This is a genomic window from Pseudomonas oryzihabitans NBRC 102199 (assembly GCF_000730625.1).
Classification (GTDB): Bacteria; Pseudomonadota; Gammaproteobacteria; order Pseudomonadales; family Pseudomonadaceae; genus Chryseomonas; species Chryseomonas oryzihabitans.
The window spans coordinates 237,151-260,775 of sequence record NZ_BBIT01000014.1; the positions used below are offsets into that span (position 1 = coordinate 237,151).

Sequence of the window (23,625 nt, forward strand, 5' to 3'; positions counted from 1 at the left end):
AGCGCTGGAGCGCCCATGACCGAAGCCAACGAATCCCAGGCGCCCGCCGTTGAAATCCTGAGCCGCGAGATCTGCTTCCAGGGCTTCTACCGCATGGCCCGCTTCCGGCTGCGCCATCGCCAGTTCTCCGGTGCCCTGGGCCCGGAACTGGAACGCGAGGTCTTCGTGCGTCCCGATGCCGTCTGCGTGCTGCCCTACGACGCCGTGCGCGACGAGGTGGTGCTGATCGAGCAGTTTCGCGTCGGCGTCATGGAAAAGACCGCTCATCCCTGGCTGCTTGAGCCGGTGGCGGGCTTGGTGGACAAGCAGGGCGAGGCCGTCGAGGCGGTCGCTCATCGGGAAGCCGAGGAAGAAGCCGGGCTGACCTTGCAATCGCTCTGGCCCATCTCCACCTACTTCCCCTCGCCTGGCGGCAGTGACGAACAGGTCTATCTCTACCTGGGTCGCTGCAGCACCGCGGACGCCGGTGGCGTTCATGGCCTGGAAGAGGAGGGCGAGGACATTCGCGTCCATGTCTGGTCGCTGGACGAGGCACTGGCAGGGGTTCGCGACGGTCGAATCAATAACGCAGCGGCAATCATCGCCCTGCAATGGTTGGCGCTCAATCGCGCCGAGGTACGGGGGTTATGGGGCTGAAACTGCGAGATCGCTATCGGGTTGACCTGCCGGGCCTGCAGGCCACGTGCGAGGCCAACTACGTGCGGCTGATGCGGCTTCTGCCCAAGATGCGCGAAGCCGTGGTATCGCGCCGCGTCATGTTGTCGCAAGGCGAGCGTCCGCTGGGGGTGCTCGCGTTGGAAGTCACCGAGGCCTGTCCCTATACGACGGCCTTGCGGGTGCGCCAGGAACTGGGAATGCCCTGGTTGCCGGTGCCCGAACTGGAAGTGCGCGTCTATCACGATGCGCGGATGGCGGAAGTGGTGTCGGCCGGGGCCTCTCGGCACCTGCTCGGGCGCTATCCCTATCCCAATCAGGCGATGCATCAGCCTGACGAAAAGAGCCAGCTCAATCTGTTCCTCGGTGAGTGGCTGAGTCACTGCCTGGCCTGTGGCCACGAAGCTGAACCTATCCTGCAGCGATGAGCACCAGGGCGCAACGCTGACAGCCGCGGCTTCCCTCACGCGGTGCAAGCTGCGAAAATGTGAAGCATGCACGCAAGTTCCCGGGAACTTTTCTGCACCCTGCCTGCGCTCGTTGTCCCCTTATGCCTAGGAGGCTTTGGTGAGTTTGCCGGATAGTGTCAACGCTCCCCTCGTCATCCAATTGACCGACAGTCATCTGTTTGCGCGTGCCAACGGTCGGTTGTTGGGTATCGATACGGCCGCCAGCCTGCAACAGGTGGTCGCCCAGGTGGTGCGGGAGCAGCCACGCATCGATCTGCTGCTGGCCAGCGGTGACCTCTCCCAGGACGGCTCCGTGGCCTCCTACCAGCGCTTTTGCGAGCTGACCGAGCCCCTGGCCGCGCCGATGCGCTGGCTGGCCGGCAACCACGACGAGAACGCGCCCATGGCCAAGGCCTGTGGTGATCGCGATTTCCTCGAGACGGTCACCGACCTGGGCGCCTGGCGCCTCATCCTGCTTGACAGCACCGTGCGCGGTTGCGTGTTCGGCGAACTGGAGCAGGCGCAGCTGGTCGCCCTGGACGAGGCCCTGAGCGCCGCGCCCGAGCGTCCGGCGCTGATCTGCCTGCACCATCATCCGGTCCCGGTTGGCTGTGGCTGGATGGAGCCCCTGGGCCTGCACCGGGCGGACGAGCTGTTTGCCGTGCTGGATCGCCATCCCCAGGTCAAGGTGGTGCTCTGGGGGCATATCCACCAGGAGTTCGACCAGCTGCGCAACGGCGTGCGCCTGCTGGCCTCGCCTTCCACCGGTCTGCAATTCGAGCCGGGCAGCGAGGACTTCAAGGCAGGCGATCAGGCCCCGGGCTATCGCTGGTTACGCCTGCTGCCCGACGGCAACCTGGAAACCGGTGTCTCGCGCCTGCAACAGCATGCCTTCACTGTGGATCACAGCGCCGCGGGCTACTAGGGCTGTCGGGGCTGACGCCGGTCGGCAGCCTTGGTCGCGAGGGTCGAAACGGGTTATTCTTTACCTGTTTATTTATCCAGTAGGAGCGGCCCGATGCCGTCGATCCTCTATATCCATGGCTTCAACAGCTCACCCGCGTCCCTGAAGGCACGGCAGCTGACCGCCTGCATGACCCGCCTGGGCCTGGCGGACCGTCTGCGCGCCCCGGCGCTGCCCAACGATGCCGACGCCGCCTTCGCCCTCCTGGAGCGCGAACTGGCCGAGCTGGACGCCCCCTTGCTGGTCGGCAGCTCCCTGGGCGGCTACTATGCCACCGTCCTGGCCGAGCGCCACGGGCTCAAGGCCGTGCTGATCAACCCGGCGGTCCGGCCCTGGCGCTTCATGGAGCATTACCTGGGCCCCCAGCGCAATCACCATACCGGCGAGAGCTGGATCCTCACCGAGGCCCACGTCGACGCCATGCGGGCGCAGGAAGTCGCGGCGCCGGCGGATCCCGAACGCTTCCACGTCTGGCTGCAGACCGGCGACGAGACCCTCGACTACCGGGACGCCGAGCGCTACTACGGCGGCTGTACCCTGCGCATCGAGCAGGGCGGCGACCACGGCTTCCAGGGCTTCCATCGCCAGCTGCCTCTGTTGCTGGAGCTGGCCGGCTTCGACCCGGCGCTCTGGCGCGAGCTGGATTTCAACACCTTCGAATAGAGACCCCATGGCCACGCAGAACGCCTATAACGCCGACGCCATCGAAGTCCTCTCCGGACTCGATCCGGTGCGCAAGCGCCCTGGCATGTACACCGACACCTCCCGGCCCAACCACCTGGCCCAGGAAGTCATCGACAACAGCGTGGACGAGGCCCTGGCCGGTCATGCGCGCCAGGTGCAGGTGATCCTGCACGCCGACAACTCCCTCGAGGTGATCGACGACGGTCGCGGCATGCCGGTGGATATCCATCCGGAAGAGGGTGTCTCCGGCGTCGAGCTGATCCTGACCAAGCTGCACGCCGGCGGCAAGTTCTCCAACAAGAACTACCAGTTCTCCGGCGGCCTGCACGGCGTGGGCATCTCGGTGGTGAACGCCCTGTCGACCCGCGTCGAGGTGCGCGTCAAGCGCGAGGGCAACGAATACGCCATGGCCTTCGCCGACGGCTTCAAGGCCAGCGAACTGGCCGTGGTCGGCAGCGTCGGCAAGCGCAATACCGGCACCAGCGTGCACTTCTGGCCGGACCCCAAGTACTTCGATTCGCCCAAGTTCTCCGTCAGCCGCCTCAAGCACGTGCTCAAGGCCAAGGCGGTGCTCTGCCCGGGTCTGGCGGTGAGCTTTCTCGACGAAGCGAGCGGCGAGCGCAGCGAATGGCATTACGAAGACGGGCTGAGATCCTATCTGATCGACACCGTGGGCGACGCCCTGCGGCTGCCCGAGGCGCCCTTCCACGGCAGCCTGGCTTCGGCCCGGGAAGCGGTGGACTGGGCGCTGTTCTGGCTGCCCGAGGGCGGCGAGTCGGTGCAGGAAAGCTACGTCAACCTGATTCCCACCGCCCAGGGCGGCACCCATGTGAACGGCCTGCGCCAGGGCCTGCTGGACGCCATCCGTGAATTCTGCGAATTCCGCAACCTCTTGCCGCGCGGCCTCAAGCTGGCCCCGGAAGACGTCTGGGAGCGCATCGCCTTCGTCCTCTCGATGAAGATGCAGGAGCCGCAGTTCTCCGGCCAGACCAAGGAGAGACTGTCCTCCCGCGAGGCCGCGGCCTTTGTCGCCGGGGTGGTCAAGGACGCCTTCAGCCTCTGGCTCAATGCCCATCCGGAACTGGGTCAGCAGATCGCCGAGCTGGCCATCAACAACGCCGGCCGCCGCCTCAAGGCGGGCAAGAAGGTCGAGCGCAAGAAGATCACCCAAGGCCCGGCGCTGCCTGGCAAGCTGGCCGATTGCGCCGGCCAGGACCCGATGCGCTCCGAGCTGTTCCTGGTGGAGGGCGACTCCGCCGGCGGCAGCGCCAAGCAGGCGCGCAGCAAGGAATTCCAGGCCATCATGCCGCTGCGCGGCAAGATCCTGAACACCTGGGAAGTGGACGGCAGCGAGGTGCTGGGCAGCCAGGAGGTGCACGACATCGCCGTGGCCATCGGCATCGATCCGGGCAGCGCCGACCTGAGCGGCCTGAGATACGGCAAGATCTGCATCCTCGCCGATGCCGACTCCGACGGCCTGCACATCGCCACCCTGCTGTGCGCCCTGTTCGTGCAGCACTTCCGGCCCCTGGTGGATGCCGGCCACGTCTATGTGGCCATGCCGCCGCTGTACCGCATCGACCTCGGCAAGGAGGTCCACTACGCCCTCGACGAAGCCGAGCGCGACGGCATCCTCGATCGCCTGGCCGCGGAGAAGAAGCGCGGCAAGCCCCAGGTCACCCGCTTCAAGGGCCTTGGCGAGATGAATCCGCTGCAGCTGCGCGAGACCACCATGGATCCCAACACCCGCCGCCTGGTACAGCTGACCCTCGAAGACGTGCCCGGCACCCTCGAGATGATGGACATGCTGCTGGCCAAGAAGCGATCCGGCGACCGCAAGAGCTGGCTGGAATCCAAGGGCGACCGCGCTGAAGTGCTGATCTAAATATGTTGGCTGTGCTTATCGCGGCCATGGGCCGCTCCTACAGATGTATCAAGCGCTCGTAGGAGCGGCCCATGGCCGCGATAAGGCAAGGCCCCGATCAAAGACGTAACCCCAAAGGACTCCCATGAGTGCACCCCTCGACCTGAGCCTGGATGGCGTCGAACGCCGTTCGCTGGCCGACTTCACCGAGCAGGCGTACCTGAACTACTCCATGTACGTCATCATGGACCGCGCCCTGCCGCACATCGGCGACGGCCTCAAGCCGGTCCAGCGCCGCATCGTCTATGCCATGAGCGAACTGGGCCTGGACGCCGACGCCAAGCACAAGAAGTCCGCCCGTACCGTGGGCGACGTCCTCGGTAAATACCACCCCCACGGCGACTCGGCCTGCTACGAAGCCATGGTGCTCATGGCCCAGCCGTTTTCCTATCGCTATCCGCTGGTGGATGGCCAGGGCAACTGGGGCGCGCCGGACGATCCCAAGTCCTTTGCCGCCATGCGCTATACCGAGGCGCGGCTGTCGCGCTATTCCGAGGTGCTGCTCAGCGAACTGGGGCAGGGCACCGTGGACTGGGTACCCAACTTCGACGGCACCCTGAACGAGCCGGCGGTGCTGCCGGCACGCCTGCCCAATCTGCTGCTCAACGGCACCACCGGCATCGCCGTGGGCATGGCCACCGACATCCCGCCGCACAACCTGCGCGAGGTGGCCGCCGCCTGCGTGCGCCTGCTGGACGACCCCATCGCCGGGATTCCCGAGCTGCTCGAACACGTGCCCGGTCCGGACTTCCCCACCGAGGCCGAGATCGTCACGCCGCGGGCCGACCTGCGCAAGATCTACGAGACCGGTCGCGGCTCGGTGCGCATGCGCGCCGTCTACCGCCGCGAGGACGGCGACGTGGTCATCACCGCGCTGCCGCACCAGGTCTCCGGTTCCAAGGTGCTGGAGCAGATCGCCGCCCAGATGCAGGCCAAGAAGCTGCCCATGGTGGCCGACCTGCGCGACGAGTCGGACCACGAGAATCCGACCCGCATCGTCATCGTGCCGCGCTCCAATCGCATCGATGCCGACGAGCTGATGCAGCACCTGTTCGCCACCACCGATCTGGAGTCCAGCTATCGGGTCAACCTCAACGTCATCGGTCTGGACGGCAAGCCCCAGGTCAAGGACCTCCGGCAGATCCTCCAGGAGTGGCTGATCTATCGCATCGGCACCGTGCGCCGTCGCCTGCAGTTCCGCCTGGACAAGGTCAATCGCCGCCTGCACCTGCTGGATGGCCTGCTGGTCGCCTTCCTCAACCTGGACGAGGTGATCCACATCATCCGCACAGAGGAGCATCCCAAGCAGGCGCTGATGGCCCGCTTCGAGCTCTCCGAGGAACAGGCCGACTACATCCTGGAAACCCGGCTGCGCCAACTGGCGCGGCTGGAAGAGATGAAGATCCGTGGCGAGCAGGCCGAGCTGCTCAAGGAGCAGAAGCGCCTGCAGACCCTGCTGGGCAGCGACAAGAAGCTGCGCAACCTGGTCCGCGACGAACTGATCAAGGACGCCGAGACCTATGGCGACGCGCGTCGCTCGCCCATCGTCGAGCGTGCCGAAGCCAAGGCCCTGTCCGAAACCGAGCTCATGCCCACCGAGCCGGTGACCGTGGTGCTGTCCGAGAAGGGCTGGGTGCGCCAGGCCAAGGGCCACGACGTCGATCCGACCGGGCTGTCCTACAAGGCCGGCGACGGCTTCAAGGCGGCGGCCCTGGGTCGCTCCAACCAGTTCGCCGTGTTCATCGATTCCACCGGGCGCAGCTATTCGGTGGCCGCCCATTCGCTGCCGTCGGCGCGTGGCCAGGGCGAGCCCCTGACCGGCCGCCTGACGCCGCCGCCGGGCGCCAGCTTCGAATGCCTGCTGCTGCCGGACGACAGTGGTCTCTATGTCATGGCCTCGGACGCCGGCTACGGCTTCGTGGTCAAGGGTGAGGACCTGCAGGCCAAGAACAAGGCCGGCAAGGCGCTGATCAGCCTGCCCAACGGTGCCAAGGTGCTGCCGCCCAAGCCGGTGGCGTCCCTGGAGGACACCTCTCTCGCGGTGGTCACCAACGAGGGACGGTTGCTGGTGTTCGCCATCAGCGAACTGCCGCAACTGGCCAAGGGCAAGGGCAACAAGCTGATTTCCATCCCTGGCGAGCGGGTCGCCAAGCGCGAGGAATACGTGGTCGACCTGGCCGTGGTGCCGGCCGGCGCCTCCCTCACGCTGCAGGCCGGCAAACGGCCCTATACCCTCAAGGGCAGCGATCTGGAGCACTACCGGGCCGAGCGCGGTCGGCGCGGCAACAAGTTGCCGCGGGGCTTCCAGCGGGTGGACTCGCTGCAGGTGGAAGCTTGAGCCGCCCGCGGTCAGCCGCTAGCATAGCCCGGATTTTTTCGACCAGGACTCGCCGGGCCGTGGCGCCCGTCGAGAGAGAGCCTCGATGAAACGGATGTGTCTCGCCAGGCTGGCGCTCGTTGGCCTGCTGGCCGGCCTGGGTGGCTGTGCCAGCCTCGGCCCCAGCCACTACTATCAGCTCGATGGCGGCAATGCGCGTACGCCCGCGAGCAGCGAGCGTGGTCTTGCCGTGTGGATCGAAAACCTGCAGCTGGCCGACTACCTGCAGCGCGATGTCCTGCTGGAACGCCAGCCCGACGGCAGTCTCAAGACCACCCGCGATCACTGGGCCGGGCCGCTCGACGCCAACGTGCGCCAGTTGCTGCAGCGCCAGCTCGCCGGTCGCCTCAACAGCGGTCGGGTGGTGGTGGGTGAACAACCCGCCGGCTTCGATCCGCAGTACCGAGTGGAACTGGTGGTGACCCGCCTCGATGCCGGTGACCAGGCGCCTGCCGCCCTCAACGCCAGCTGGCAACTGCGCGACGGCCAGGGTCGTCTGCTGGACACCGAGGTGGTCCACCTGCAGGCTCGTCATGCAGGTGATCGCGCGGCCCAGGTGCGCGCCCAGAGCGAATTGCTGCAACAGCTGTCGGCGCGGCTGGCCACCGATCTCACCAAGGTCGCCCAGCGCGGCCGGCGTGACAGCGAAGTGGCGCGCAAGGAGCCGAAGAAACTCGTGGAAGAGGCCCAGGCCCGGCCGACGCTGCCGGCCGTGGTGCCCATCCGCACCGGCGCCGAGGTCTATCGCTTCTGATCCGCAAGGCTCCCGCGCGTCGCCGCGCGGGAGCCTTCGGCGGCGCGCGACGCTCTATCCAGCAGGACCCTCAAGCCCTGGAGGTTTCATGACGCTGCCCCTGTTTCCGCTCAACACCACCCTGTTTCCCGGCTGCCGCCTCGACCTGCAGCTGTTCGAAGCCCGCTACCTGGACATGCTCGGCCGCTGCCTCAAGCAGGGCAGCAGCTTTGGCGTGGTGACCATCCTCGAAGGCCGCGAGACCGGTGCCGCGCCGAATCGCCTGGGCGCCTACGGCTGCGAGGCGCTGATCCGCGACTGGCAGCAGCAGAGCAATGGCCTGCTGGGTATCCGCATCGAAGGCGGACGGCGCTTTCGCCTGCTGAGCCAGGAAGAGCAACCCGACCACCTGGTGGTGGGGGAGGTGGAGTGGCTTCCGGAGACCGAGCCCCAGCCGCTGCGCGATGGCGACGCCGATCTCATGGCGCTGCTGGTGGCCCTGGCCCAGCACCCCATGGTCGCCAGCCTGGACATGGGGGGCGAAGTCGCCGACCGCCAGGCCCTGGGTTGCCAGCTGGCCTATCTGCTGCCGTTCGAGGCGCACCTCAAGCTCGAATGGCTGGGCCTGAGCGACCAGGGTCAGCGCCTGGCCGACATCGAGCGCCATCTGGTGGATTTGCAAGGTGATTTCCAGGCCTAAGAGCCTGTTCATAATCTGCTGCGCGTCGGCCAAACCGCGTTGAAAACACCCTGGATCGCCAGCCCCGCCTGGGCGGCCCCGTCGCAATGCTCATTTACCCTATGTAAACCCGGGCGCGGGTCCGATCCGCTTCCTCAGGCGTTTTTGCGGGGCCGCCTAGGCCTTGTTTGGCTCTAGCTCGCAAGATTCTGAACAGGCTCCGGGCCAAACGCCGGGCAAAAGAAAGCCCGCCGGGCAGGGCGGGCTAAAAGTGCTTTGGGGGCACTGGATAAGACCCTGGCACTTTGCCATAAGTTCAGTCTTATGAGATCAAAGTGCCAGTCTCGATGGCTCAGCCTGCCAGCAGCTTGATGAACTCGCGATTGAAGGCCGGGATGTCGTCCGGCTTGCGGCTGCTCACCAGTTGGCCATCGACGATGACCTCCTGGTCCTGCCAGGTGGCGCCGGCATTCTTGAGGTCGTCGGTCAGCGACGGCCAACTGGTCATGGTCTTGCCCTGCACCAGGCCGGCGGAGATCAGCAGCCAGGCACCGTGGCAGATGACGGCAACCGGCTTGCCGGCGTCGGCGATCTGCTTGGTCAGCTGCTGGGCCTGTTCGTCGATGCGGATGGTGTCGGCGTTGACCACGCCGCCGGGCAGCAGCACGGCGTCATAGTCACCGGCATTGGCCGCGGCGAAGGTGAGGTCCACCGGAAAGCTGTCGGCCGGCTCGGTGCCGTCCCAGCCGCGCACTTCGCCGCTCTCGGCGGAGATGATGTGGGTCTGGGCGCCGGCCTGCTCCAGCGCCTGCTTGGGGCCGGTGAGTTCGGCCTGCTCGAAGCCGTCGGTGACCAGGATGGCGATTTTCTTGCCGTTCAGGGATGTAGCCATGGTTGCGCATACCTCTATGGACATTCGGTCGGGCTAGCCTTTTGCCAGCGCTCTCTAGTCCGTCCCGCTTTGCCTCCCCGAAGTTCCTTCGTCGCGCCCGATGGCATCGCCGGGCGGTGCGCAGTAAATTTGCGACATCCATCGCAGAGTAGTCCCCATGTCCCAAGCGTCCCCTCAGCTGACCGAGGAGCAGATCCGTCAGGCCCTGCAAGGCATCAGCATTCCCCCGCAGCCGCAGATCATGGTGGATCTGCAACTCGAACAGCTCATGCCCAGCCCCGATCTCAAGGTCATCTCGCGCCTGATCGGCCAGGACCCGGGGCTCTCGGGTGCCCTGCTCAAGCTGGTGAACTCGCCGTATTTCGGCCTCAGCAATCGCATCACCTCGATCCAGCGGGCGGTCAATCTGCTGGGCAGCCAGTCGGTCATCAACCTGATCAACGCCCAGTCGATCAAGGGCGAGCTCACCGACGAGACCATCGTCATCCTCAACCGCTTCTGGGACACCGCCCAGGACGTGGCCGAGACCTGCCTGAGCCTGGCCAAGAAGACCGGCTATCCGACCCCGGACGAGGCCTACGCCCTGGGTCTGTTCCACAACTGCGGCATCCCGCTGATGCTCAAGCGCTTCCCCAACTACATGGCGGTGCTGGAAGAGGCCTATGCCAGCGTCAACGAGCAGGTACGGGTGGTGGATGTGGAGAATCGCATCTTCAGCACCAACCACGCCGTGGTGGGCTATTTCATCTCCCGCTCCTGGCGCCTGCCGGAGCACGTCGGCCAGGCCATCGCCAACCACCACAACGCCCAGTCGGTCTTTGACGAGGAGTCGACCACCGACATCCAGATCAAGAATCTGCTGGCCCTGCTGAAGATGGCCGAACACATCTGCGGCTGCTATCGCGCCCTCGGTGGCCAGGACGAGGATCACGAGTGGCAGGCCATCGCCCCGCGGGTGCTGGATCACGTCGGCCTGTCCGAGTACGACTTCGAGTCGCTCAAGGAGACCATCCTTGAAATGGGCAGCGGTCGGATCAATTACTAGATTTGGTTAAAAGGGCCTGCGCTCGGCCATGCGGCGTTGAAAACCAGCTGGTTCGCCAGCCCGGTCGGAATGCTCATTTACGCTTTGTAAACTCGTGCGCGAGCCCGGTCCGCTTCCTCGCTGTTTTGATTCGCTGGCGCTCACCCTTCGGGCCAGCCTTCGGCTGTTACTCCCGTTGGTCGTTGCGCCTTGCCTGACCTTCGCTCGGCGCCTTTTAAGCCAAATCTCTGAAATAAGCCCCTGGATCCTCATGCCCGAATTACCTGAAGTCGAAACCACCCGCCGGGGCATCGCGCCCCATGTCGTCGGTCAGCGCGTGCGCCGGGTCATCGTCCGCGATGGCCGGCTGCGCTGGCCGGTGCCCGAGGACCTGGATGTACGCCTTTCCGGGCAGCGCATCGAGGCCGTCGAGCGGCGGGCCAAGTACCTGCTGATCCGCGCCGAGAGCGGCACCCTGATCGGCCACCTGGGCATGTCCGGCAGCCTGCGCCTGGTGCCGGCCGACCAGCCGCCGGCCAAGCACGAGCACGTCGACATCGAGCTGGAATCCGGGTTGTCGCTGCGCTACACCGATCCCCGGCGTTTCGGCGCGCTGCTCTGGACCCAGGATCCCCATGCCCATGTGCTGCTCAGCAAGCTGGGCCCCGAGCCCCTGACCGAGGCCTTCGACGGCGGTCGGCTGTACGAGCTGTCGCGCGGACGCAGCATGGCGGTCAAGCCCTTCATCATGGACAACGCCGTGGTGGTGGGGGTGGGCAACATCTACGCCGCCGAGGCACTGTTCGCCGCCGGTATCGATCCCCGCCGCGCCGCCGGGAGCGTTTCCCGGGCGCGCTACGAGCGCCTGGCCGAAGAGATCAAGAAGGTGCTGGAGCGCTCCATCGAGAGTGGCGGCACCACCCTGCGCGATTTCATCGGCGGAGACGGGGCGCCGGGCTATTTCAAGCAGGAATTGTTCGTCTACGGTCGCAAGGGCGAATTCTGCAAGGTCTGCGGGACGGGATTGCAGGAGATCCGCCTCGGCCAGCGCGCCAGCGTCTATTGCCGCAAGTGCCAGCGATGAAGACCCTGGCCGCGGTGGTCCTGCTGACGCTGCTGGGCGGGGAGGCGGCCTGGGCGGATGCCGACAACGGCCGCAACCTCTTCCTGCGCCGCTGCCACAACTGCCATTCGGTGGGGCCGGGCGCCCAGTCCGGCTTTGGCCCCCAGCTCAATGACCTCTTCGGTCGTCAGGCCGGGAGTCTGGCTGGCTACAACTACTCTGAGGCCATGCGCAATGCCGGCTTCGCCTGGGATCGCGAGGCCCTGGCGGCCTTTCTGCGCGATCCCGAACAGAAGGTGCCGGGGACCAAGATGAGATTCTGGGGCATCGGCGATGTCGAGGATCTGGGCGACATCGCCGACTACCTGCAGACCCAGCACAGCATTCCTTAGAACCTGTTCACGATCTCGCGAGCTAGAGATAAACAAGGCCTGGGCGGCCCCACGAAAACGGCTGAGGAAGCGGACCGGGCTCGCGCTCGAGTTTACGAGTGGTAAATGAGCATTCCGAAGCCGTTTTCAACGCCGTTTAGCCGACGCGCAGCAGATCGTGAACAGGTTCCTAGTGGTCGCCGCCTCCGGCGCCCGGCTTGGCCGCAAAGGGCGGCTTGGCCAGCCAGATGATCAGGAACAGCCCCATGAAGATCCAGCCGAGCAGGGTGAAGTAGTCCACCGTGGAGAGCATGTACGCCTGGCCTTCCACCACCTTGTCCAGCTGGGCATAGGCCTGCTGCGACGGTCCGCCGAGGGTGTCCAGGTAGTGCTGGGTGGCCGGGCTGTAGGGGGTCACGTCCTCGGTCAGCTGGGCATGGTGGTGGATGGCGCGCCGCTGCCACAGCCAGGTGGTCAGGGAGGAGGCGAAGCTGCCACCCAGGACCCGCAGGAAGGTCGCCAGACCGCCGCCGTCCGCCAGTTCCGAGGGTTTGAGGCTGGACAGCAGGATGCTGGTGGTGGGCATGAAGAACAGCGCCACGCCCAGGCCCATGAAGGTCTGCACCTCGGCGATGTGGCGATAGTCCACTTCGTTGTTGAAGGTGGCTCTCATGAAGCAGGAGGCGCCGATCACCAGGAAGGAGCCACCGGCCAGCAGGCGCAGATCGGTCTTGTGCGCGAACTTGCCCACCAGCGGAGAAAGGATCACCGGTAGGATGCCGATGGGCGCCGCGGCGAGGCCCGCCCATACCGGGGTGTAGCCGAGTTGCGTCTGCAACCACTGGGGCAGCAGCAGGTTGATGCCGAAGAAGCCCGAATAGCCCAGTACCAGCGCCAGGGTGCCGCAGCTGAAGTTGCGATAGCGGAACAGCCGCAGATTGACGATGGGGTGCTTGTCGGTCAGTTCCCAGATCACCAGGGCGGTCAGGGCCACGGCGGAAAAGGCGGCGCCCAGGCAGATCAGGTTGGATTCGAACCAGTCCAGGTCGTTGCCCTTGTCCAGCACCACCTGCAGCACGCCCACGCCCAGCACCAGAAGGATCAGCCCGACATAGTCGATGGGCTGGTGCACCAGCTTTTCCGGCTTCTTGCCCAGCTGGCTCCAGACCACCAGGGTGGCGAAGATGCCGATGGGGATGTTGATGAAGAAGATCCACGGCCAGCTGTAGTTGTCGGTGATCCAGCCGCCGGCGATGGGGCCGATGATGGGCGCCACCACCGTCACCATGGCCAATAGCGCCAGGGCCATGCCGCGCTTGGCCGCTGGAAAGATCGCCAGCAGCAGGGTCTGGGCCATGGGATAGAGCGGGCCGGCGACGAAGCCCTGCATGGCGCGGAAGATCACCAGCTCCGGCATGGAGGTGGCGATGCCGCAGAGAAAGGAGGTGATGACGAAGAGCACCACGGCGGCCATGAACAGCTTGACCTCGCCGAAGCGCCGCGCCATCCAGCCGGTCAGCGGCAGGGCGATGGCGTTGCTCACGGCAAAGGCGGTGATGACCCAGGTGCCCTGTTCCGAACTCACCCCGAGGTTGCCGGAAATGGTGGTCAGGGCGACGTTGGCGATGGTGGTGTCGAGCACCTGCATGAAGGTGGCCAGGGACAGGCCCACCGTGGCGAGCACCAGGCTCGCCGGGCGAAAGGCGTTATCGCTCATGACGGATTACCAGAAGGGTGGACGGGGAGGCTCGCCAGGGAGCCTCCTTGGCTGTCAGCGCTTGGCGACGCCGGCGGCGCGGGCGGCCGGACCGTTGTTGTGGACGATCTGCTGGATCAGCTGATCGGCCTCGGCCAGCTGATGGTCGTAGACGTCGGTGCTGTAGCGCGGCTGCTGCGGGGTGGTGGTGGGCAGGCGGGCACCGTCCTGGTCGTGCAGGTCGACGTCGACCACGGTCGACAGGCCGATGCGCAGCGGGTGCTTGTCCAGGTTGTCGCCTTCCAGGCGGATCCGCACGGGCAGGCGCTGGACGATCTTGATCCAGTTGCCGGTGGCGTTCTGCGCCGGCAGCAGCGAGAAGGCGCTGCCGGTACCCACGCCCAGGCTTTCCACCACGCCGCGATAGCGCACGTCGTCGCCATAGAGGTCGGAATGGATTTCCACCGGTTGGCCGATGCGCATCTCGGCCAGCTGGGTTTCCTTGAAGTTGGCGTCGATCCAGATCTGGTCCAGGGGCACCACGGCCATCAGCGCCGCGCCGGGCTGCACGCGGCTGCCGACCTGTACCGAACGCTTGGCGACATAGCCGCTGACCGGCGCCACCAGGGTGCTGCGGGCGTGGTTCAGGTAGGCCTGGCGCAGCTGGGCGGCGGCGGCCTTGACGTCCGGGTGCGAGGCGATCTCGGTGTCGTCCACCAGCGCCTGGTTGGTATCCAGCTGCTGCTGGGCGGAGGTCAGGGAGCTCTGCGCCGCCACCAGGGTATCCCGGGCATGGGCCAGTTCTTCCTTGGAGATGGCGCCGCCCTTGGCCAGTTGCTGGCGGCGGGCGTAGTCGGCACGGGCGCGCTCGACCTCGACGCGCCGCGCGGCCACCTGGGCCTTGTAGCTGTCGACGTTGCTGAACAGGCCGCGCACCTGGCGTACGGTCTTGGCCAGGTTGGCCTCGGCGCTCTGCTGGGCCACGGCGGTGTCGCTGGGATCGAACTCCACCAGCGGCTGGCCCTGGCGGACGAAGTCGCCATCGTCCACGGCGATGCGGGTCACGGTGCCGGTGACCTGGGGCGTGATCTGCACCAGGTTGCCGTTGACGTAGGCGTCGTCGGTGCTGGCATGGAAGCGGCCATAGAACAGGTGGTAGCAGTAGACGCCCACGCCGGCCAGGATCACCACCAGCAGCAGGAGCAGCAGGAAGAGTTTGCGTTTGCCGGAGCGCTGCGGCTTCTGCTCCTGGGCATTGTCGTTGGGGGTTGCGGCGGAATCGGCCATGGTCGGGCTCTCGGTATCAGTGTGTGGCCGCGGCGGCGGGTGCCGGCGGCAGGTTGGACGGTTGGAAGCCGCCACCCAGGGCCTGCATCAGCAGCACGCCGCTGTCGATGCGATCGGCCCGGAGGCTGGCCAGCTGGCGCTCGGCCTGCAGCAGTTGCTGCTCGACGGTCAGGGCGTCGAGGTAGTTGCCGATGCCGGCGCCATAGCGCTGCATGGCGATGTCGAAGGAGCTCTTGGCGATGTCGCGGGCCCGTTGCTGCTCGACGATCTGCTGGTCCAGCGAGCGCTGGCGGGTGATGGCGTCGGCGATGTCGCCCAGCGCCTGCACCAGGGTCTGGTTGTACTGGGCCACGGCCAGGTCGTAGTCGGCGTCCCGGCTGGCCAGATCGGCGCGGCGGCGACCGCCGTCGAAGATCGGCAGCGACAGTGCCGGACCGACGTTGAAGAAGCGCGCCGGTGCGCCGAACAGGGCATCGCCGAGGATGGCCTTGCTGCCGGCCGCCACCGTCAGGTTGAGATTGGGATAGAAGTTGGTCTTGCTCGCGGTGATGTCCTTGCTCGCGGCCTCCACGCGCCAGCGGGCGGCGATCAGGTCCGGACGGCGCCCGGCCAGTTCGGCGGGCAGCTGGGCCGGCAGATTCACCGCGGCGGGGGCGATCAGCTTGGGTCGCGGGATCTCGGCGCCCCGGTCGGGCCCCTTGCCCAGCAGCACGGCGAGACGGATCTGGGCGCTGCGCACCTGCTGCTCGGCGGCGGTATGGGAGGCTGCCGCGCTCGCTTCCAGACTCTGGGTCTGCTGCAGCTGGTAGTCGCTGTCGAGACCGGCGTCGACCCGGCGCTGGGCCAGGTCGAGCATGCCGCGGGTACGCTCCAGGTCCTGCTGGGCCACGTCCAGGCTGGTGTAGGCCAGACCGAGCTGGTTATAGGCACGGCTGACGTTGGCCGCCAGGGTCAGGCGTGCGGCCTGGCGATCCACCTCGCCGGCGCGGGCGCGACCGAGGGCGGCTTCCCAGGCGGCGCGCTGGCCACCCCAGAGGTCGAAGCTGTAGCTGCCGCTCACATCGAACTGGCGCAGGGTGCTGTAGCGGTCGCCCTGACCGAGAGGATCGTCCGGTCGCGCCAGGCGCGAACGGGTCACACCGCCATTGGCGTCGATCTGCGGATAGCGATCGGCGTCGGCGGCGAGCACCGCGGCATCGGCCTGGCGACTGCGCGCATCGGCTTCCTGCAGCGAGGGACTGTCGCGCAGGGCCTCGCGGATCAGGTTGTCGAGTTGCGGATCGCCCAGCCGGGTCCACCAGTCGGCGCTCGGCCACTGGGCGGGGGAGAGGCGATCGCTGGCAAAGGTGGCTTCGCCCTTGAGCGTCGCCGGATCCACGGCGCGCCCCTGGGTGTGCAGCCCTTCGGACGACACGCAGCCGGCCAGCAGCAGGGCGGCGCAGAGGGCGGTCAATGGCAGGCGAAAGGTCATGGGTCAGAGGTCTCCAGAGGACTCCGGCAGCAGGCCGGAGGGGCTGAGCAGGCGGCGCAGCAGGCGTTCGAGGTCATCCAGTTCCTGGCGATCCAGGCAGTGGGTCAGGTCGTTGAGCGCGTCCACGCCGATCTGCATGAGTTCACTGCTCAGGGCCTGACCCTGTTCGGTCAGTTCCAGGCGTACCTGGCGGCGGTCGCTGAGGCTGCGTACGCGGCGCAGCAAGCCCTTGGCTTCCAGGCGATCGAGCATGCGGGTCATGGCGCCGCTGTCGAGGGACAGGCAGCGGCTGAGTTCGGCCGGGGTGTCGGTCTGGTCGCGGGCGAGCAGCAACAGCACCTTGAACTGGGCAGCGGTGATGTCGTAGGGCGCGAGGTGACTGTCCAGCACGCGATCCTTGTACTGGTTCGCGAGGTGGATCAAATGGCCTACGGAATTGCGCAGCGGAAAATTGCTACGGTCGAAATGTGACATTGCAGTATCTGCCCAGGCAATCAAGCGTATCCAGAATACTGCCTAGGCAGTGAAATATTCAGACACCTTTGCGCAGGGGAGAGTTGCGCATTTTGAAACAATTGGAAAAGTCTGCTGGCAGACGCTTGTGCCACGGCTGTCCGGACGCCGATCATGGTGGCTACTTCAGACTGAACCGAACCATGAACCCTCTCTTCGATCTAGACCGACTGCGCCAGGCCTTGGTGCCCCTGCGCCACGACCTGCCGCCGGATCTCGACCACCAGGGCTATCGCGCCCATTACCGCCTCGCGGACAGCCACGCGCGGCCGGAGCTGACCGTGGCCTTGGGCGCGCTGGCCGCCGGTGCCTACCGGCTCGCCGTGCAGGGTTGGTGGCCGCGCGAGCCGCGGGGCAGCCTGCTGCTGCTGCACGGCTACTACGATCACATGGGCCTCTATGGCCACGTGGTGGACTGGGCGCTGTCGCGGCAGCTGGCGGTGCTGGCCTGCGACCTGCCCGGGCATGGCCTGTCGAGCGGGGCCCGCGCCAGCATCAACGACTTCGCCGAATACCAGGCCACCCTGACGGCCCTGATCGCCGAGGCGCGGCGCCTGGACCTGCCGCGGCCCTGGCACCTGCTCGGCCAGAGCACCGGCGGCGCCATCCTGCTGGACTATCTGCTGCGCGGTGAGCCCGCTCCCGAACTGGGCGAGACGATCCTGCTGGCGCCCCTGGTCAGGCCCCATGCCTGGCGCCAGGGGTTGTGGACCTATCGGCTGGTGAAGCCCTTCGTGCGCGCCCTGCCGCGGCGCTTCTCGGTGAATTCCGGGGATCCGGCCTTTCTCGAATTCCTGCAGCAGGACGGCCTGCAGCCACGCGAGCTACCCGCGCAATGGGTCGGCGCCCTGGCGCGCTGGATTCCGCAACTGGAGGGGGCACCGGCCAGCTCCCGCCGCCCGCTGGTGATCCAGGGCGAGCAGGATTTCACCGTCGACTGGCGGCACAACCTGGGGGTGCTGGAGGCCAAGTTCGCGCGGCCCGAGGTGCTGCGCCTGCCGGAAGCGCGGCACCATCTGGTCAACGAGACCGCAGCCCTGCGCCAGCGCTATTTCCGCTGGCTGGACGACCGTCTCGCCTGAGCCGTCCTACTGGCCGCCGCCGCCCAGACCGGCGCGCAGGGCCGCCACGGCGGCGCGGTAGTAGGCGCTGCCATTGGCCGAACTGGCGAAATCGGCGAACTGGCCGAGTTCGCTGTCGTTCAGGGTGCGATAGACATAGAGCAGGGTGTTTTCCAGGTCGCCGGCATTCATCTGCTGGATGAATCTCTGGCGCTGCTGCTCGATCATGCCGCCGGACTGCTGCTGTCCCATCAGCCCCGGCAGCATCGAACTCAGGCTGTCGGCGGCGAGGCCTGCCAGGGCCACGCTGACCTCGGCCCCGGCTTCGCGTACGGGCAGGGCGGTGGCCAGGCGCTTGGCCTGGGCGCGGCGGGCCGGGCTGGCCTGCATCTGGGGCACGCCATTGGCGTTCTTGGCCAGTTGGTCGCTGCGGGTGGCGGCGATTTCCGCGGCGACCACCTTGCGGCCCACCGGCGACTGGAAGAACTGCAGGGCCGGGCCGTCTGCCGGCAAGCTCTGGCGCAGCGCGGCCAGGGCGCGCTGGTCGATGGCCGCGGCGGTGTAGCGCTTGTTGCTGTTGTCGACCAGGCTCTGATAGAGCGCCGGCGGCAGGCTGTTCTGGTAGCGCTGCTGGGCGGCCTGCAGGGCGTCGCGGAAGTGTCCGCGCTGCTCGGGCCAACCTGCGGCCTGATAGAGGCTGACCGTATCGTCGGCCAGGACGGGCAGGCTGATGGCGAAAAGCAGGGAAGCGAACAGAACGCGCATGGACACCTCGGGCAGCGGCACGGAGCCGGAAAGTCCGCCATTGTCGGCAACCCCAGGCTGGCTGTCGAGGCGCTCATCCCGGGCATTCGTCGCCTGGTCAAGGCAGGCGCGCAGCCGTGGCCGACTTCTCTTACACTCGGCATCCCGCCGGCCTGGCCCGGTCCGCTACGGTTTTCCCGATGGCTCTGCATCCCGAGCATCCCCTGCTGCAACGTATCGTCGACGATCTCGCCGAGCACGGCTGGTCACGGCAGAGCATCTTCCTGCCCCTGGACCTCACCGCCGAACTGGCCGCCGAATGCCGCTTGCGCCATGCCCGCGGCGAGCTGGAGCGCGCCGGTATCGGCCGTGGCGAAAGCCCGCTGATCCGCGAAGGCGTCCGCGGCGATCATATCGCCTGGCTGGAGCCGGATGATGAGCATCCCGGCGTGCAGCGCTACCTGCAGCTCATGGACACCCTGCGCGAGGCCTTCAACCGCACCCTGTTCCTGGGGCTGGAAGACTACGAAAGCCACTTCGCCCTCTATCCGCCGGGTGCCTTCTATGCCCGCCACCTGGATCGCTTCCGCGACGACGACCGCCGCATGGTCTCCCTGGTGCTCTATCTCAACGACGCCTGGTTGCCGGAGCAGGGCGGCGAGCTGCGGCTCTATCTGGACGAGCAGCGCCACCAGGATGTCCTGCCGCTGGGCGGCAGCCTGGTGTGCTTCCTGTCCGGCCAATTGCCCCACGAGGTGCTGCCGGCCACCCGCGAGCGGCTGTCGCTGACCGGCTGGTTCCGCCGCCGTGGCGACAATCCGCTGCAGGGCTAGGCGGTAGACTGGCGACGGACGCGGAGGGCGTATGGAAAAGATACTGGTGAGTCGCTGCCTGCTGGGGCATCGGGTGCGCTATGACGGCGGCGCCCATGGCCCCTTCGATCTGCTGGGCGTCTGGCAGTCGGAAGGGCGCATCGTGCCCCTCTGTCCGGAGGTGGCCGGGGGCCTGCCCACGCCACGTCCGCCCGCGGAGATTCCCGGTGGCCAGGGCGGCGCCGTGCTGGACGGCCGGGTAGCGGTGGTAACCGTGGGCGGCGAAGACGTGACCGCCGCCTTCGTCGCCGGTGCCGAGGCCGCTCTCGAACTGATCGCGCGGCATGGCATCCGCCTGGCGGTGCTCAAGGCGCGCAGTCCGTCCTGCGGCAATCTGGAAAACTACGATGGCAGCTTCAGCGGCACCCGCGTGGCGGGCGAGGGGGTCACGGCGGCGGCGCTGAAACGCGCTGGCGTCGCCGTCTTCAACGAGACCGAACTGGTCGCGGCGCAGCGCCTGCTCGCGGCGCTGGAAGGCAACGCCTAGAGGGTCTCCGGCTGGCGGCCCAGCAGGCTCTGGAAATGCGCCTTCTGCACGAAGCAGCCCTTGGGAAAGCGCCAGCCGACCAGCTCGCCCGGCTGCTTTTCGAGATTCTGGGCAAAGACGGTGGCGCCCATGGCACGCGCCAGGACGGCATATTCGCGCAGCGGGACCTTAACGACAGGAACATCCGGGCTGATCATGGGCGCTCTGCTGGGTGGGTCGCCCACGCTCGAAACGACGATCGCGGCAAGCCCACAGGTGACTTGCCAGGCTTATCGGCACCCCAGCGCGGAACTTCAGCCCGCGGATGAAAAAGCCTGGTCTAGCCAGCGGCTTTTGGCGTCTCCGGCAGGAACCAGTTCATCAGCAGGGCGCACAGGCCGCCGGTGGCGACGCCGGATTCCAGCACCGCCCTCAGGCCGGCCGGCATATGGGCGAGAAATTCCGGCACCTGGGAGATGCCCAGGCCCAGGGCCAGGGATACGGCGATGATCAGCAGCGCGCGTCGATCCAGCTCGACGCCGGCGAGGATGTTGATCCCCGAGGCGGCGACCGCGCCGAACATCACCATGGCCGCGCCGCCGAGTACCGGCTCGGGCACCGCCTGGATCACCCCGGCCACCGCCGGGAACAGCCCCAGCAGGACCAGGATGGCGGCGATCCACAGGCCGACATGGCGACTGGCGATGCCGGTCAGCTGGATCACCCCGTTGTTCTGGGCGAACACCGAGCTGGGAAAGGTGTTGAACAGCCCGGCCAGCAGCGAGTTGGCGCCGTTGACCAGCACCCCGCCCTTGATCCGCTGCATCCACAGCGGGCCTTCCACGGGTTCGCGGGAGACCTTGCTGGTGGCGGTGATGTCGCCGATGGCCTCCAGCGAGGTCACCAGGTAGATCACCAGCAGGGGCACGAACAGCGACCAGGAAAAGCCCAGGCCGAAGTGCAGCGGCAGGGGGATCTGCACCCAGGCGGCTTCGTGCATGCCGGTGAAGTTCAGCCGGCCGAGCCAGGCCGCCAGGGCATAGCCCAGCAGCAGGGCGACGACGATGGCGCTGCTGCGCAGGGCGCGCAGCGGAATGCGATTGAGCACCACGATGGTGGCCAGCACTGTGCCCGACAGCAGTAGGTTCTCGCCATTGGCAAAGGTGCCGTTGCCCAGGGCCGCGAAGCCGCCGCCCATGCTGATCAGGCCGACCTTGATCAGCGTCAGGCCGATCATCAGCACCACGATGCCGGTCACCAGCGGGGTGATGAGGCGCTTGACGAAGGGCAGCACCCGCGACACCCCCATCTCGACGAAGGAGCCGGCCATCACCACGCCGAAGATGGCCGCCATCACGGCTTCCACTGGGGTGCCGTTCTTGACCATCAGGGCGCCACCGGCGATCAGCGGGCCGACGAAGTTGAAACTGGTGCCCTGGACGATCAGCAGCCCGGCGCCGAAGGGCCCGAAGCGACGACACTGGACGAAGGTGGCGATGCCGGAGATCACCAGCGACATGGAGACGATCAGGTTGGTGTCGCGCGGCGAGACGCCCAGGGCCTGACAGATCAGCAGACCGGGGGTGACGATGGGCACGATGATGGCCAACAGGTGCTGGATGGCGGCCAGCAGGGCGATCAGCGGGCGCGGTCGGTCCTGGGGACCATAGAGCAGTTCGGAGCGGGAAGGCTGGGACATGGGCGGAGTCGTCGCGGAAAAAGCGCCGATCTTACCGGATGCCCGCCCCGCGGCGCAGGGTCTTCGACCGGGACACAGCCGGCGGCCTGGCGGCCGGCGGCTGTGTCCCTTATGGTTTAGAGGATGAAGCGGGCCACGTCGCGATTGAGGTCGGCGGCGTGATGCTGCAGCGAGCGCGACTGGCGCTCCGAGTCCTCGGCGCCGCTGGCCAGGGTGTCGCCGAGGCCCTTGATGGTGATGACATTGCGGGTGATCTCCTCGGTGACCGAGGTCTGCTCCTCGGCCGCGGTGTCGATCTGCAGGGACATCTCGGAGATGACGCCGGCACTCTGGGCGATCTCTTCCAGGGCGCTGGAGGCGCGTTCCACGTCGGCGACGCTGCGCTCGGCGATGGCCATGCTGCTGTCCATGCGCTGCACCGCCTGGCGGGTCATCTGCTGCAGGGTGCCGATGGTCTCGTTGATCTCCCGGGTCGAGGCCTGGGTCCGTTGCGACAGTGTCCGCACCTCGTCGGCGACCACCGCGAAGCCCCGGCCATGCTCGCCGGCGCGGGCCGCCTCGATGGCCGCGTTGAGCGCCAGCAGGTTGGTCTGCTCGGCGATGCTCTGGATGCTGTCCAGCACCTTGGCGATGGCCTGGGAGTGGTGGTCCAGCTCGCCGATCACCCGGGTGGCGTCATCCACTTCCCGCGCCAGGCTGTTGATGGATTCCTTGCTGGTCTGCACCAGGGTCAGCCCCTGGGCGGTGCTGTCGGAAGACTGGCGGATGGCCTCGGCGGTCTGCTCGGCATTGCGGGCGATCTCCTGGGTGGCGGAAGACATTTCCGTCACGGCCGTGGCCACCAGGGTGATCTCCTGCTGCAGGCGCCCCAGTTCCCGGGTGGCCGCGGCGCTGCGCTGCAGGACCTTCTGCGATTCGGCGTCCACGCTCTGGGCATGCTGGCGCACGCCGCCGATCAGGCCGTGCAGGCTGGCCACGAACTGGTTGAAATGGCCGGCCAGCCCGCCGACCTCATCGGTACTCTGCACGGCGATGCGGCGGGTCAGATCGCCCTGGCCGTCGGCGATCACCTGCAGCCCGGTCGAGACCACGCCCAGCGGCCGGAGCAGATAGCTGCACAGCAGGTTGATGAGCAGCAGCGAGCCGCCCAGCACCACGGCCAGGATGGCGAGGCTGATCCACAGCTGGCGTTGCAGCGGCGCCATGAGCACGCCACTGTCGACGATCATCACCAGGGTTTCGCCATGGTGATTCATGGGCGCGGCATAGAGCCGCTGGCCGGCCGCGGTTTCCACATAGCGCTCGCCCGGTGCCTGAGCCAGGCGCTGGAGGGTGTCCGCGTCGAGCTGGGGAAAGAGCTCGGTGATCGGCTTGGCCAGCAGGGCGGCGTCTTCGTGGCCCAGGACGATGTTCTGGCCGTTGACCAGCACGGCACTGCCGGCGCCCGGCAGTTGCACGCGCTTGAGCTGGTCGAGGATGTCGCTGATGCTGACGTCCGCGCCGAGGATCGCGGTGGTCTTGCCCGCCGACTGCAGGGCCCAGCCCAGCGACAGCACGTTCTGCTTGGTCGCCGCCGCCACGGTGGGAATGGAAAAGAACACCTTGCCGGGATTCTGCTGCGCCTGCTGGTACCAGAGCCACTGGCGCGGATCGTTGTTGTCCGGCGGCAACTGGACACCATTGGCATTGACCTGGCTGCCATCGCCGCGGGCATAGAAGACGTTGTCGAAGGCGCCGGAGTTCTTGACCTGATTGAGGCTGGCCGGGAGCTGGGCGTCCGGGGTGTCGGCAGCCAGGGCGCCCAGCGCCGCGGCCTTGCCGTCCAGCCACTGGCGAACCCCGCCGTTGAAGACGAAGCTGACGGTCTTCAGCTGCTCGACCGTAGAGGCTTCCAGCGCCGTGCGGGTATTGAAGAAGTTGATGGCGGTGAGACCCACCCCCACGACCAGGACGGCCGCGGTGGCAGACAACGAGAGTTTCTGTTTCAACGACAAGGCAGGCA

The 23,625-nt window shown here is 67.1% G+C and carries 23 protein-coding genes and 1 pseudogene; 14 read left to right on the top strand and 10 right to left on the bottom strand.

What is annotated here, in order from left to right; translation table 11 throughout:
- The first annotated feature begins 15 nt into the window (after positions 1-15).
- The 8 genes from POR01S_RS16800 to POR01S_RS16835 all read left to right on the top strand — a co-directional run bounded on the left by POR01S_RS16800 (position 16) and on the right by POR01S_RS16835 (position 8,485).
- Positions 16-636: an NUDIX domain-containing protein gene (locus tag POR01S_RS16800; protein WP_007162102.1), complete on the top strand. Its 621-nt coding sequence runs from the start codon at positions 16-18 to the stop codon at positions 634-636.
- Entirely contained in the window at positions 627-1,082 is a 456-nt protein-coding gene (locus tag POR01S_RS16805) for a DUF1249 domain-containing protein (RefSeq protein WP_042137163.1), read from the top strand. Before POR01S_RS16800 ends, POR01S_RS16805 begins: the two co-directional genes overlap by 10 nt.
- Positions 1,083-1,221: 139 nt before the next feature.
- Complete coding sequence (gene cpdA, locus POR01S_RS16810) at positions 1,222-2,028, top strand: 3',5'-cyclic-AMP phosphodiesterase (RefSeq protein ID WP_042137165.1); 807 nt, start codon at positions 1,222-1,224, stop codon at positions 2,026-2,028.
- Between the two features lie 93 nt (positions 2,029-2,121).
- Positions 2,122-2,730 (top strand): YqiA/YcfP family alpha/beta fold hydrolase, encoded by a 609-nt coding sequence (locus tag POR01S_RS16815; protein WP_042137167.1) that lies wholly within the window; start codon positions 2,122-2,124, stop codon positions 2,728-2,730.
- A 7-nt stretch (positions 2,731-2,737) separates the two neighbouring features.
- Positions 2,738-4,636: a DNA topoisomerase IV subunit B gene (gene parE, locus POR01S_RS16820; protein WP_042137169.1), complete on the top strand. Its 1,899-nt coding sequence runs from the start codon at positions 2,738-2,740 to the stop codon at positions 4,634-4,636.
- A gap of 124 nt (positions 4,637-4,760) precedes the next feature.
- Positions 4,761-7,013 (top strand): DNA topoisomerase IV subunit A, encoded by a 2,253-nt coding sequence (parC, locus tag POR01S_RS16825; RefSeq protein ID WP_027600248.1) that lies wholly within the window; start codon positions 4,761-4,763, stop codon positions 7,011-7,013.
- 85 nt (positions 7,014-7,098) lie between these two features.
- On the top strand, positions 7,099-7,806 hold the full coding sequence (locus POR01S_RS16830) for a PqiC family protein (protein ID WP_042137171.1): 708 nt from the start codon (positions 7,099-7,101) through the stop codon (positions 7,804-7,806).
- An 88-nt stretch (positions 7,807-7,894) separates the two neighbouring features.
- Positions 7,895-8,485, top strand: a complete 591-nt coding sequence (locus POR01S_RS16835) for an LON peptidase substrate-binding domain-containing protein (RefSeq protein WP_007162095.1) — start codon at positions 7,895-7,897, stop codon at positions 8,483-8,485.
- 331 nt (positions 8,486-8,816) lie between these two features.
- On the opposite strand, the gene POR01S_RS16840 is transcribed toward POR01S_RS16835, so the two are convergent.
- Entirely contained in the window at positions 8,817-9,356 is a 540-nt protein-coding gene (locus POR01S_RS16840; RefSeq protein ID WP_027600250.1) for a type 1 glutamine amidotransferase domain-containing protein, read from the bottom strand.
- A gap of 220 nt (positions 9,357-9,576) precedes the next feature.
- Here POR01S_RS16840 and POR01S_RS16845 point away from each other — a divergent pair, with 220 nt between their 5' ends.
- From POR01S_RS16845 to POR01S_RS16855, 3 genes are all read left to right on the top strand, one after another.
- Positions 9,577-10,401: an HDOD domain-containing protein gene (locus tag POR01S_RS16845; RefSeq protein ID WP_161796604.1), complete on the top strand. Its 825-nt coding sequence runs from the start codon at positions 9,577-9,579 to the stop codon at positions 10,399-10,401.
- A 250-nt stretch (positions 10,402-10,651) separates the two neighbouring features.
- On the top strand, positions 10,652-11,464 hold the full coding sequence (gene mutM, locus POR01S_RS16850; RefSeq protein WP_042137173.1) for a bifunctional DNA-formamidopyrimidine glycosylase/DNA-(apurinic or apyrimidinic site) lyase: 813 nt from the start codon (positions 10,652-10,654) through the stop codon (positions 11,462-11,464).
- Positions 11,461-11,835, top strand: a complete 375-nt coding sequence (locus POR01S_RS16855) for a c-type cytochrome (protein WP_042137175.1) — start codon at positions 11,461-11,463, stop codon at positions 11,833-11,835. The genes mutM and POR01S_RS16855 overlap by 4 nt, the downstream gene beginning before the upstream one ends.
- A 169-nt stretch (positions 11,836-12,004) precedes the next feature.
- Here POR01S_RS16855 and POR01S_RS16860 read toward each other — a convergent pair whose 3' ends face one another.
- From POR01S_RS16860 to POR01S_RS16875, 4 genes are read right to left on the bottom strand one after another with little or no spacing between them, the layout of a single operon-like run.
- A complete protein-coding gene (locus POR01S_RS16860) occupies positions 12,005-13,531 on the bottom strand; it encodes a DHA2 family efflux MFS transporter permease subunit (RefSeq protein WP_042137177.1) in 1,527 nt (508 codons plus the stop codon).
- A gap of 54 nt (positions 13,532-13,585) precedes the next feature.
- Positions 13,586-14,797 (bottom strand): HlyD family secretion protein, encoded by a 1,212-nt coding sequence (locus tag POR01S_RS16865; protein ID WP_007162089.1) that lies wholly within the window; start codon positions 14,795-14,797, stop codon positions 13,586-13,588.
- A gap of 16 nt (positions 14,798-14,813) precedes the next feature.
- Positions 14,814-16,268, bottom strand: coding sequence for an efflux transporter outer membrane subunit (locus tag POR01S_RS16870; RefSeq protein ID WP_007162088.1), 1,455 nt, complete (start codon positions 16,266-16,268; stop codon positions 14,814-14,816).
- A gap of 3 nt (positions 16,269-16,271) precedes the next feature.
- Complete coding sequence (locus tag POR01S_RS16875) at positions 16,272-16,742, bottom strand: MarR family transcriptional regulator (protein WP_042137179.1); 471 nt, start codon at positions 16,740-16,742, stop codon at positions 16,272-16,274.
- 182 nt (positions 16,743-16,924) lie between these two features.
- Between POR01S_RS16875 and bipL the strand changes: the two genes are divergently transcribed.
- Positions 16,925-17,863, top strand: a complete 939-nt coding sequence (gene bipL, locus POR01S_RS16880) for a phospholipase BipL (protein ID WP_042137181.1) — start codon at positions 16,925-16,927, stop codon at positions 17,861-17,863.
- A gap of 6 nt (positions 17,864-17,869) precedes the next feature.
- Here bipL and POR01S_RS16885 read toward each other — a convergent pair whose 3' ends face one another.
- Entirely contained in the window at positions 17,870-18,607 is a 738-nt protein-coding gene (locus POR01S_RS16885; RefSeq protein WP_007162085.1) for a DUF2059 domain-containing protein, read from the bottom strand.
- A 179-nt stretch (positions 18,608-18,786) separates the two neighbouring features.
- On the opposite strand from POR01S_RS16885, the gene POR01S_RS16890 reads away from it, so the two are divergent.
- Positions 18,787-19,419: a 2OG-Fe(II) oxygenase gene (locus POR01S_RS16890; RefSeq protein ID WP_027600255.1), complete on the top strand. Its 633-nt coding sequence runs from the start codon at positions 18,787-18,789 to the stop codon at positions 19,417-19,419.
- Between the two features lie 31 nt (positions 19,420-19,450).
- Positions 19,451-19,945, top strand: a complete 495-nt coding sequence (locus POR01S_RS16895) for a 2-thiouracil desulfurase family protein (RefSeq protein WP_042137183.1) — start codon at positions 19,451-19,453, stop codon at positions 19,943-19,945.
- Here POR01S_RS16895 and POR01S_RS16900 read toward each other — a convergent pair.
- The 4 genes and pseudogenes from POR01S_RS16900 to POR01S_RS24470 form a co-directional block, all read right to left on the bottom strand.
- Positions 19,942-20,142: a hypothetical protein gene (locus POR01S_RS16900; RefSeq protein WP_007162082.1), complete on the bottom strand. Its 201-nt coding sequence runs from the start codon at positions 20,140-20,142 to the stop codon at positions 19,942-19,944. The genes POR01S_RS16895 and POR01S_RS16900 overlap by 4 nt on opposite strands.
- A 122-nt stretch (positions 20,143-20,264) precedes the next feature.
- Positions 20,265-21,623 (bottom strand): nucleobase:cation symporter-2 family protein, encoded by a 1,359-nt coding sequence (locus POR01S_RS16905; RefSeq protein WP_042137185.1) that lies wholly within the window; start codon positions 21,621-21,623, stop codon positions 20,265-20,267.
- A gap of 116 nt (positions 21,624-21,739) precedes the next feature.
- Positions 21,740-22,444 carry a methyl-accepting chemotaxis protein gene (locus POR01S_RS24350; protein WP_420893623.1) on the bottom strand — a complete coding sequence of 235 codons (705 nt, stop codon included), beginning with the start codon at positions 22,442-22,444 and terminating at the stop codon, positions 21,740-21,742.
- Positions 22,445-22,597: 153 nt separating this feature from the next.
- Positions 22,598-22,879, bottom strand: a pseudogene (locus tag POR01S_RS24470) (HAMP domain-containing protein); the annotation flags it as partial.
- Between the last annotated feature and the right edge of the window lie 746 nt (positions 22,880-23,625).

What these genes read in the sequence shown, in the direction of transcription:
- POR01S_RS16800 (WP_007162102.1), top strand. Translation starts at nt 16, where the DNA reads ATGACCGAAGCCAACGAATCCCAGGCGCCCGCCGTTGAAATCCTGAGC.
- POR01S_RS16805 (WP_042137163.1), top strand. Translation starts at nt 627, where the DNA reads ATGGGGCTGAAACTGCGAGATCGCTATCGGGTTGACCTGCCGGGCCTG.
- POR01S_RS16815 (WP_042137167.1), top strand. Translation starts at nt 2,122, where the DNA reads ATGCCGTCGATCCTCTATATCCATGGCTTCAACAGCTCACCCGCGTCC.
- parE (WP_042137169.1), top strand. Translation starts at nt 2,738, where the DNA reads ATGGCCACGCAGAACGCCTATAACGCCGACGCCATCGAAGTCCTCTCC.
- parC (WP_027600248.1), top strand. Translation starts at nt 4,761, where the DNA reads ATGAGTGCACCCCTCGACCTGAGCCTGGATGGCGTCGAACGCCGTTCG.
- POR01S_RS16830 (WP_042137171.1), top strand. Translation starts at nt 7,099, where the DNA reads ATGAAACGGATGTGTCTCGCCAGGCTGGCGCTCGTTGGCCTGCTGGCC.
- POR01S_RS16835 (WP_007162095.1), top strand. Translation starts at nt 7,895, where the DNA reads ATGACGCTGCCCCTGTTTCCGCTCAACACCACCCTGTTTCCCGGCTGC.
- POR01S_RS16840 (WP_027600250.1), bottom strand. Translation starts at nt 9,356, where the DNA reads ATGGCTACATCCCTGAACGGCAAGAAAATCGCCATCCTGGTCACCGAC.
- mutM (WP_042137173.1), top strand. Translation starts at nt 10,652, where the DNA reads ATGCCCGAATTACCTGAAGTCGAAACCACCCGCCGGGGCATCGCGCCC.
- POR01S_RS16855 (WP_042137175.1), top strand. Translation starts at nt 11,461, where the DNA reads ATGAAGACCCTGGCCGCGGTGGTCCTGCTGACGCTGCTGGGCGGGGAG.
- POR01S_RS16860 (WP_042137177.1), bottom strand. Translation starts at nt 13,531, where the DNA reads ATGAGCGATAACGCCTTTCGCCCGGCGAGCCTGGTGCTCGCCACGGTG.
- POR01S_RS16865 (WP_007162089.1), bottom strand. Translation starts at nt 14,797, where the DNA reads ATGGCCGATTCCGCCGCAACCCCCAACGACAATGCCCAGGAGCAGAAG.
- POR01S_RS16870 (WP_007162088.1), bottom strand. Translation starts at nt 16,268, where the DNA reads ATGACCTTTCGCCTGCCATTGACCGCCCTCTGCGCCGCCCTGCTGCTG.
- POR01S_RS16875 (WP_042137179.1), bottom strand. Translation starts at nt 16,742, where the DNA reads ATGTCACATTTCGACCGTAGCAATTTTCCGCTGCGCAATTCCGTAGGC.
- bipL (WP_042137181.1), top strand. Translation starts at nt 16,925, where the DNA reads ATGAACCCTCTCTTCGATCTAGACCGACTGCGCCAGGCCTTGGTGCCC.
- POR01S_RS16885 (WP_007162085.1), bottom strand. Translation starts at nt 18,607, where the DNA reads ATGCGCGTTCTGTTCGCTTCCCTGCTTTTCGCCATCAGCCTGCCCGTC.
- POR01S_RS16890 (WP_027600255.1), top strand. Translation starts at nt 18,787, where the DNA reads ATGGCTCTGCATCCCGAGCATCCCCTGCTGCAACGTATCGTCGACGAT.
- POR01S_RS16895 (WP_042137183.1), top strand. Translation starts at nt 19,451, where the DNA reads ATGGAAAAGATACTGGTGAGTCGCTGCCTGCTGGGGCATCGGGTGCGC.
- POR01S_RS16900 (WP_007162082.1), bottom strand. Translation starts at nt 20,142, where the DNA reads ATGATCAGCCCGGATGTTCCTGTCGTTAAGGTCCCGCTGCGCGAATAT.
- POR01S_RS16905 (WP_042137185.1), bottom strand. Translation starts at nt 21,623, where the DNA reads ATGTCCCAGCCTTCCCGCTCCGAACTGCTCTATGGTCCCCAGGACCGA.
- POR01S_RS24350 (WP_420893623.1), bottom strand. Translation starts at nt 22,444, where the DNA reads ATGTCTTCCGCCACCCAGGAGATCGCCCGCAATGCCGAGCAGACCGCC.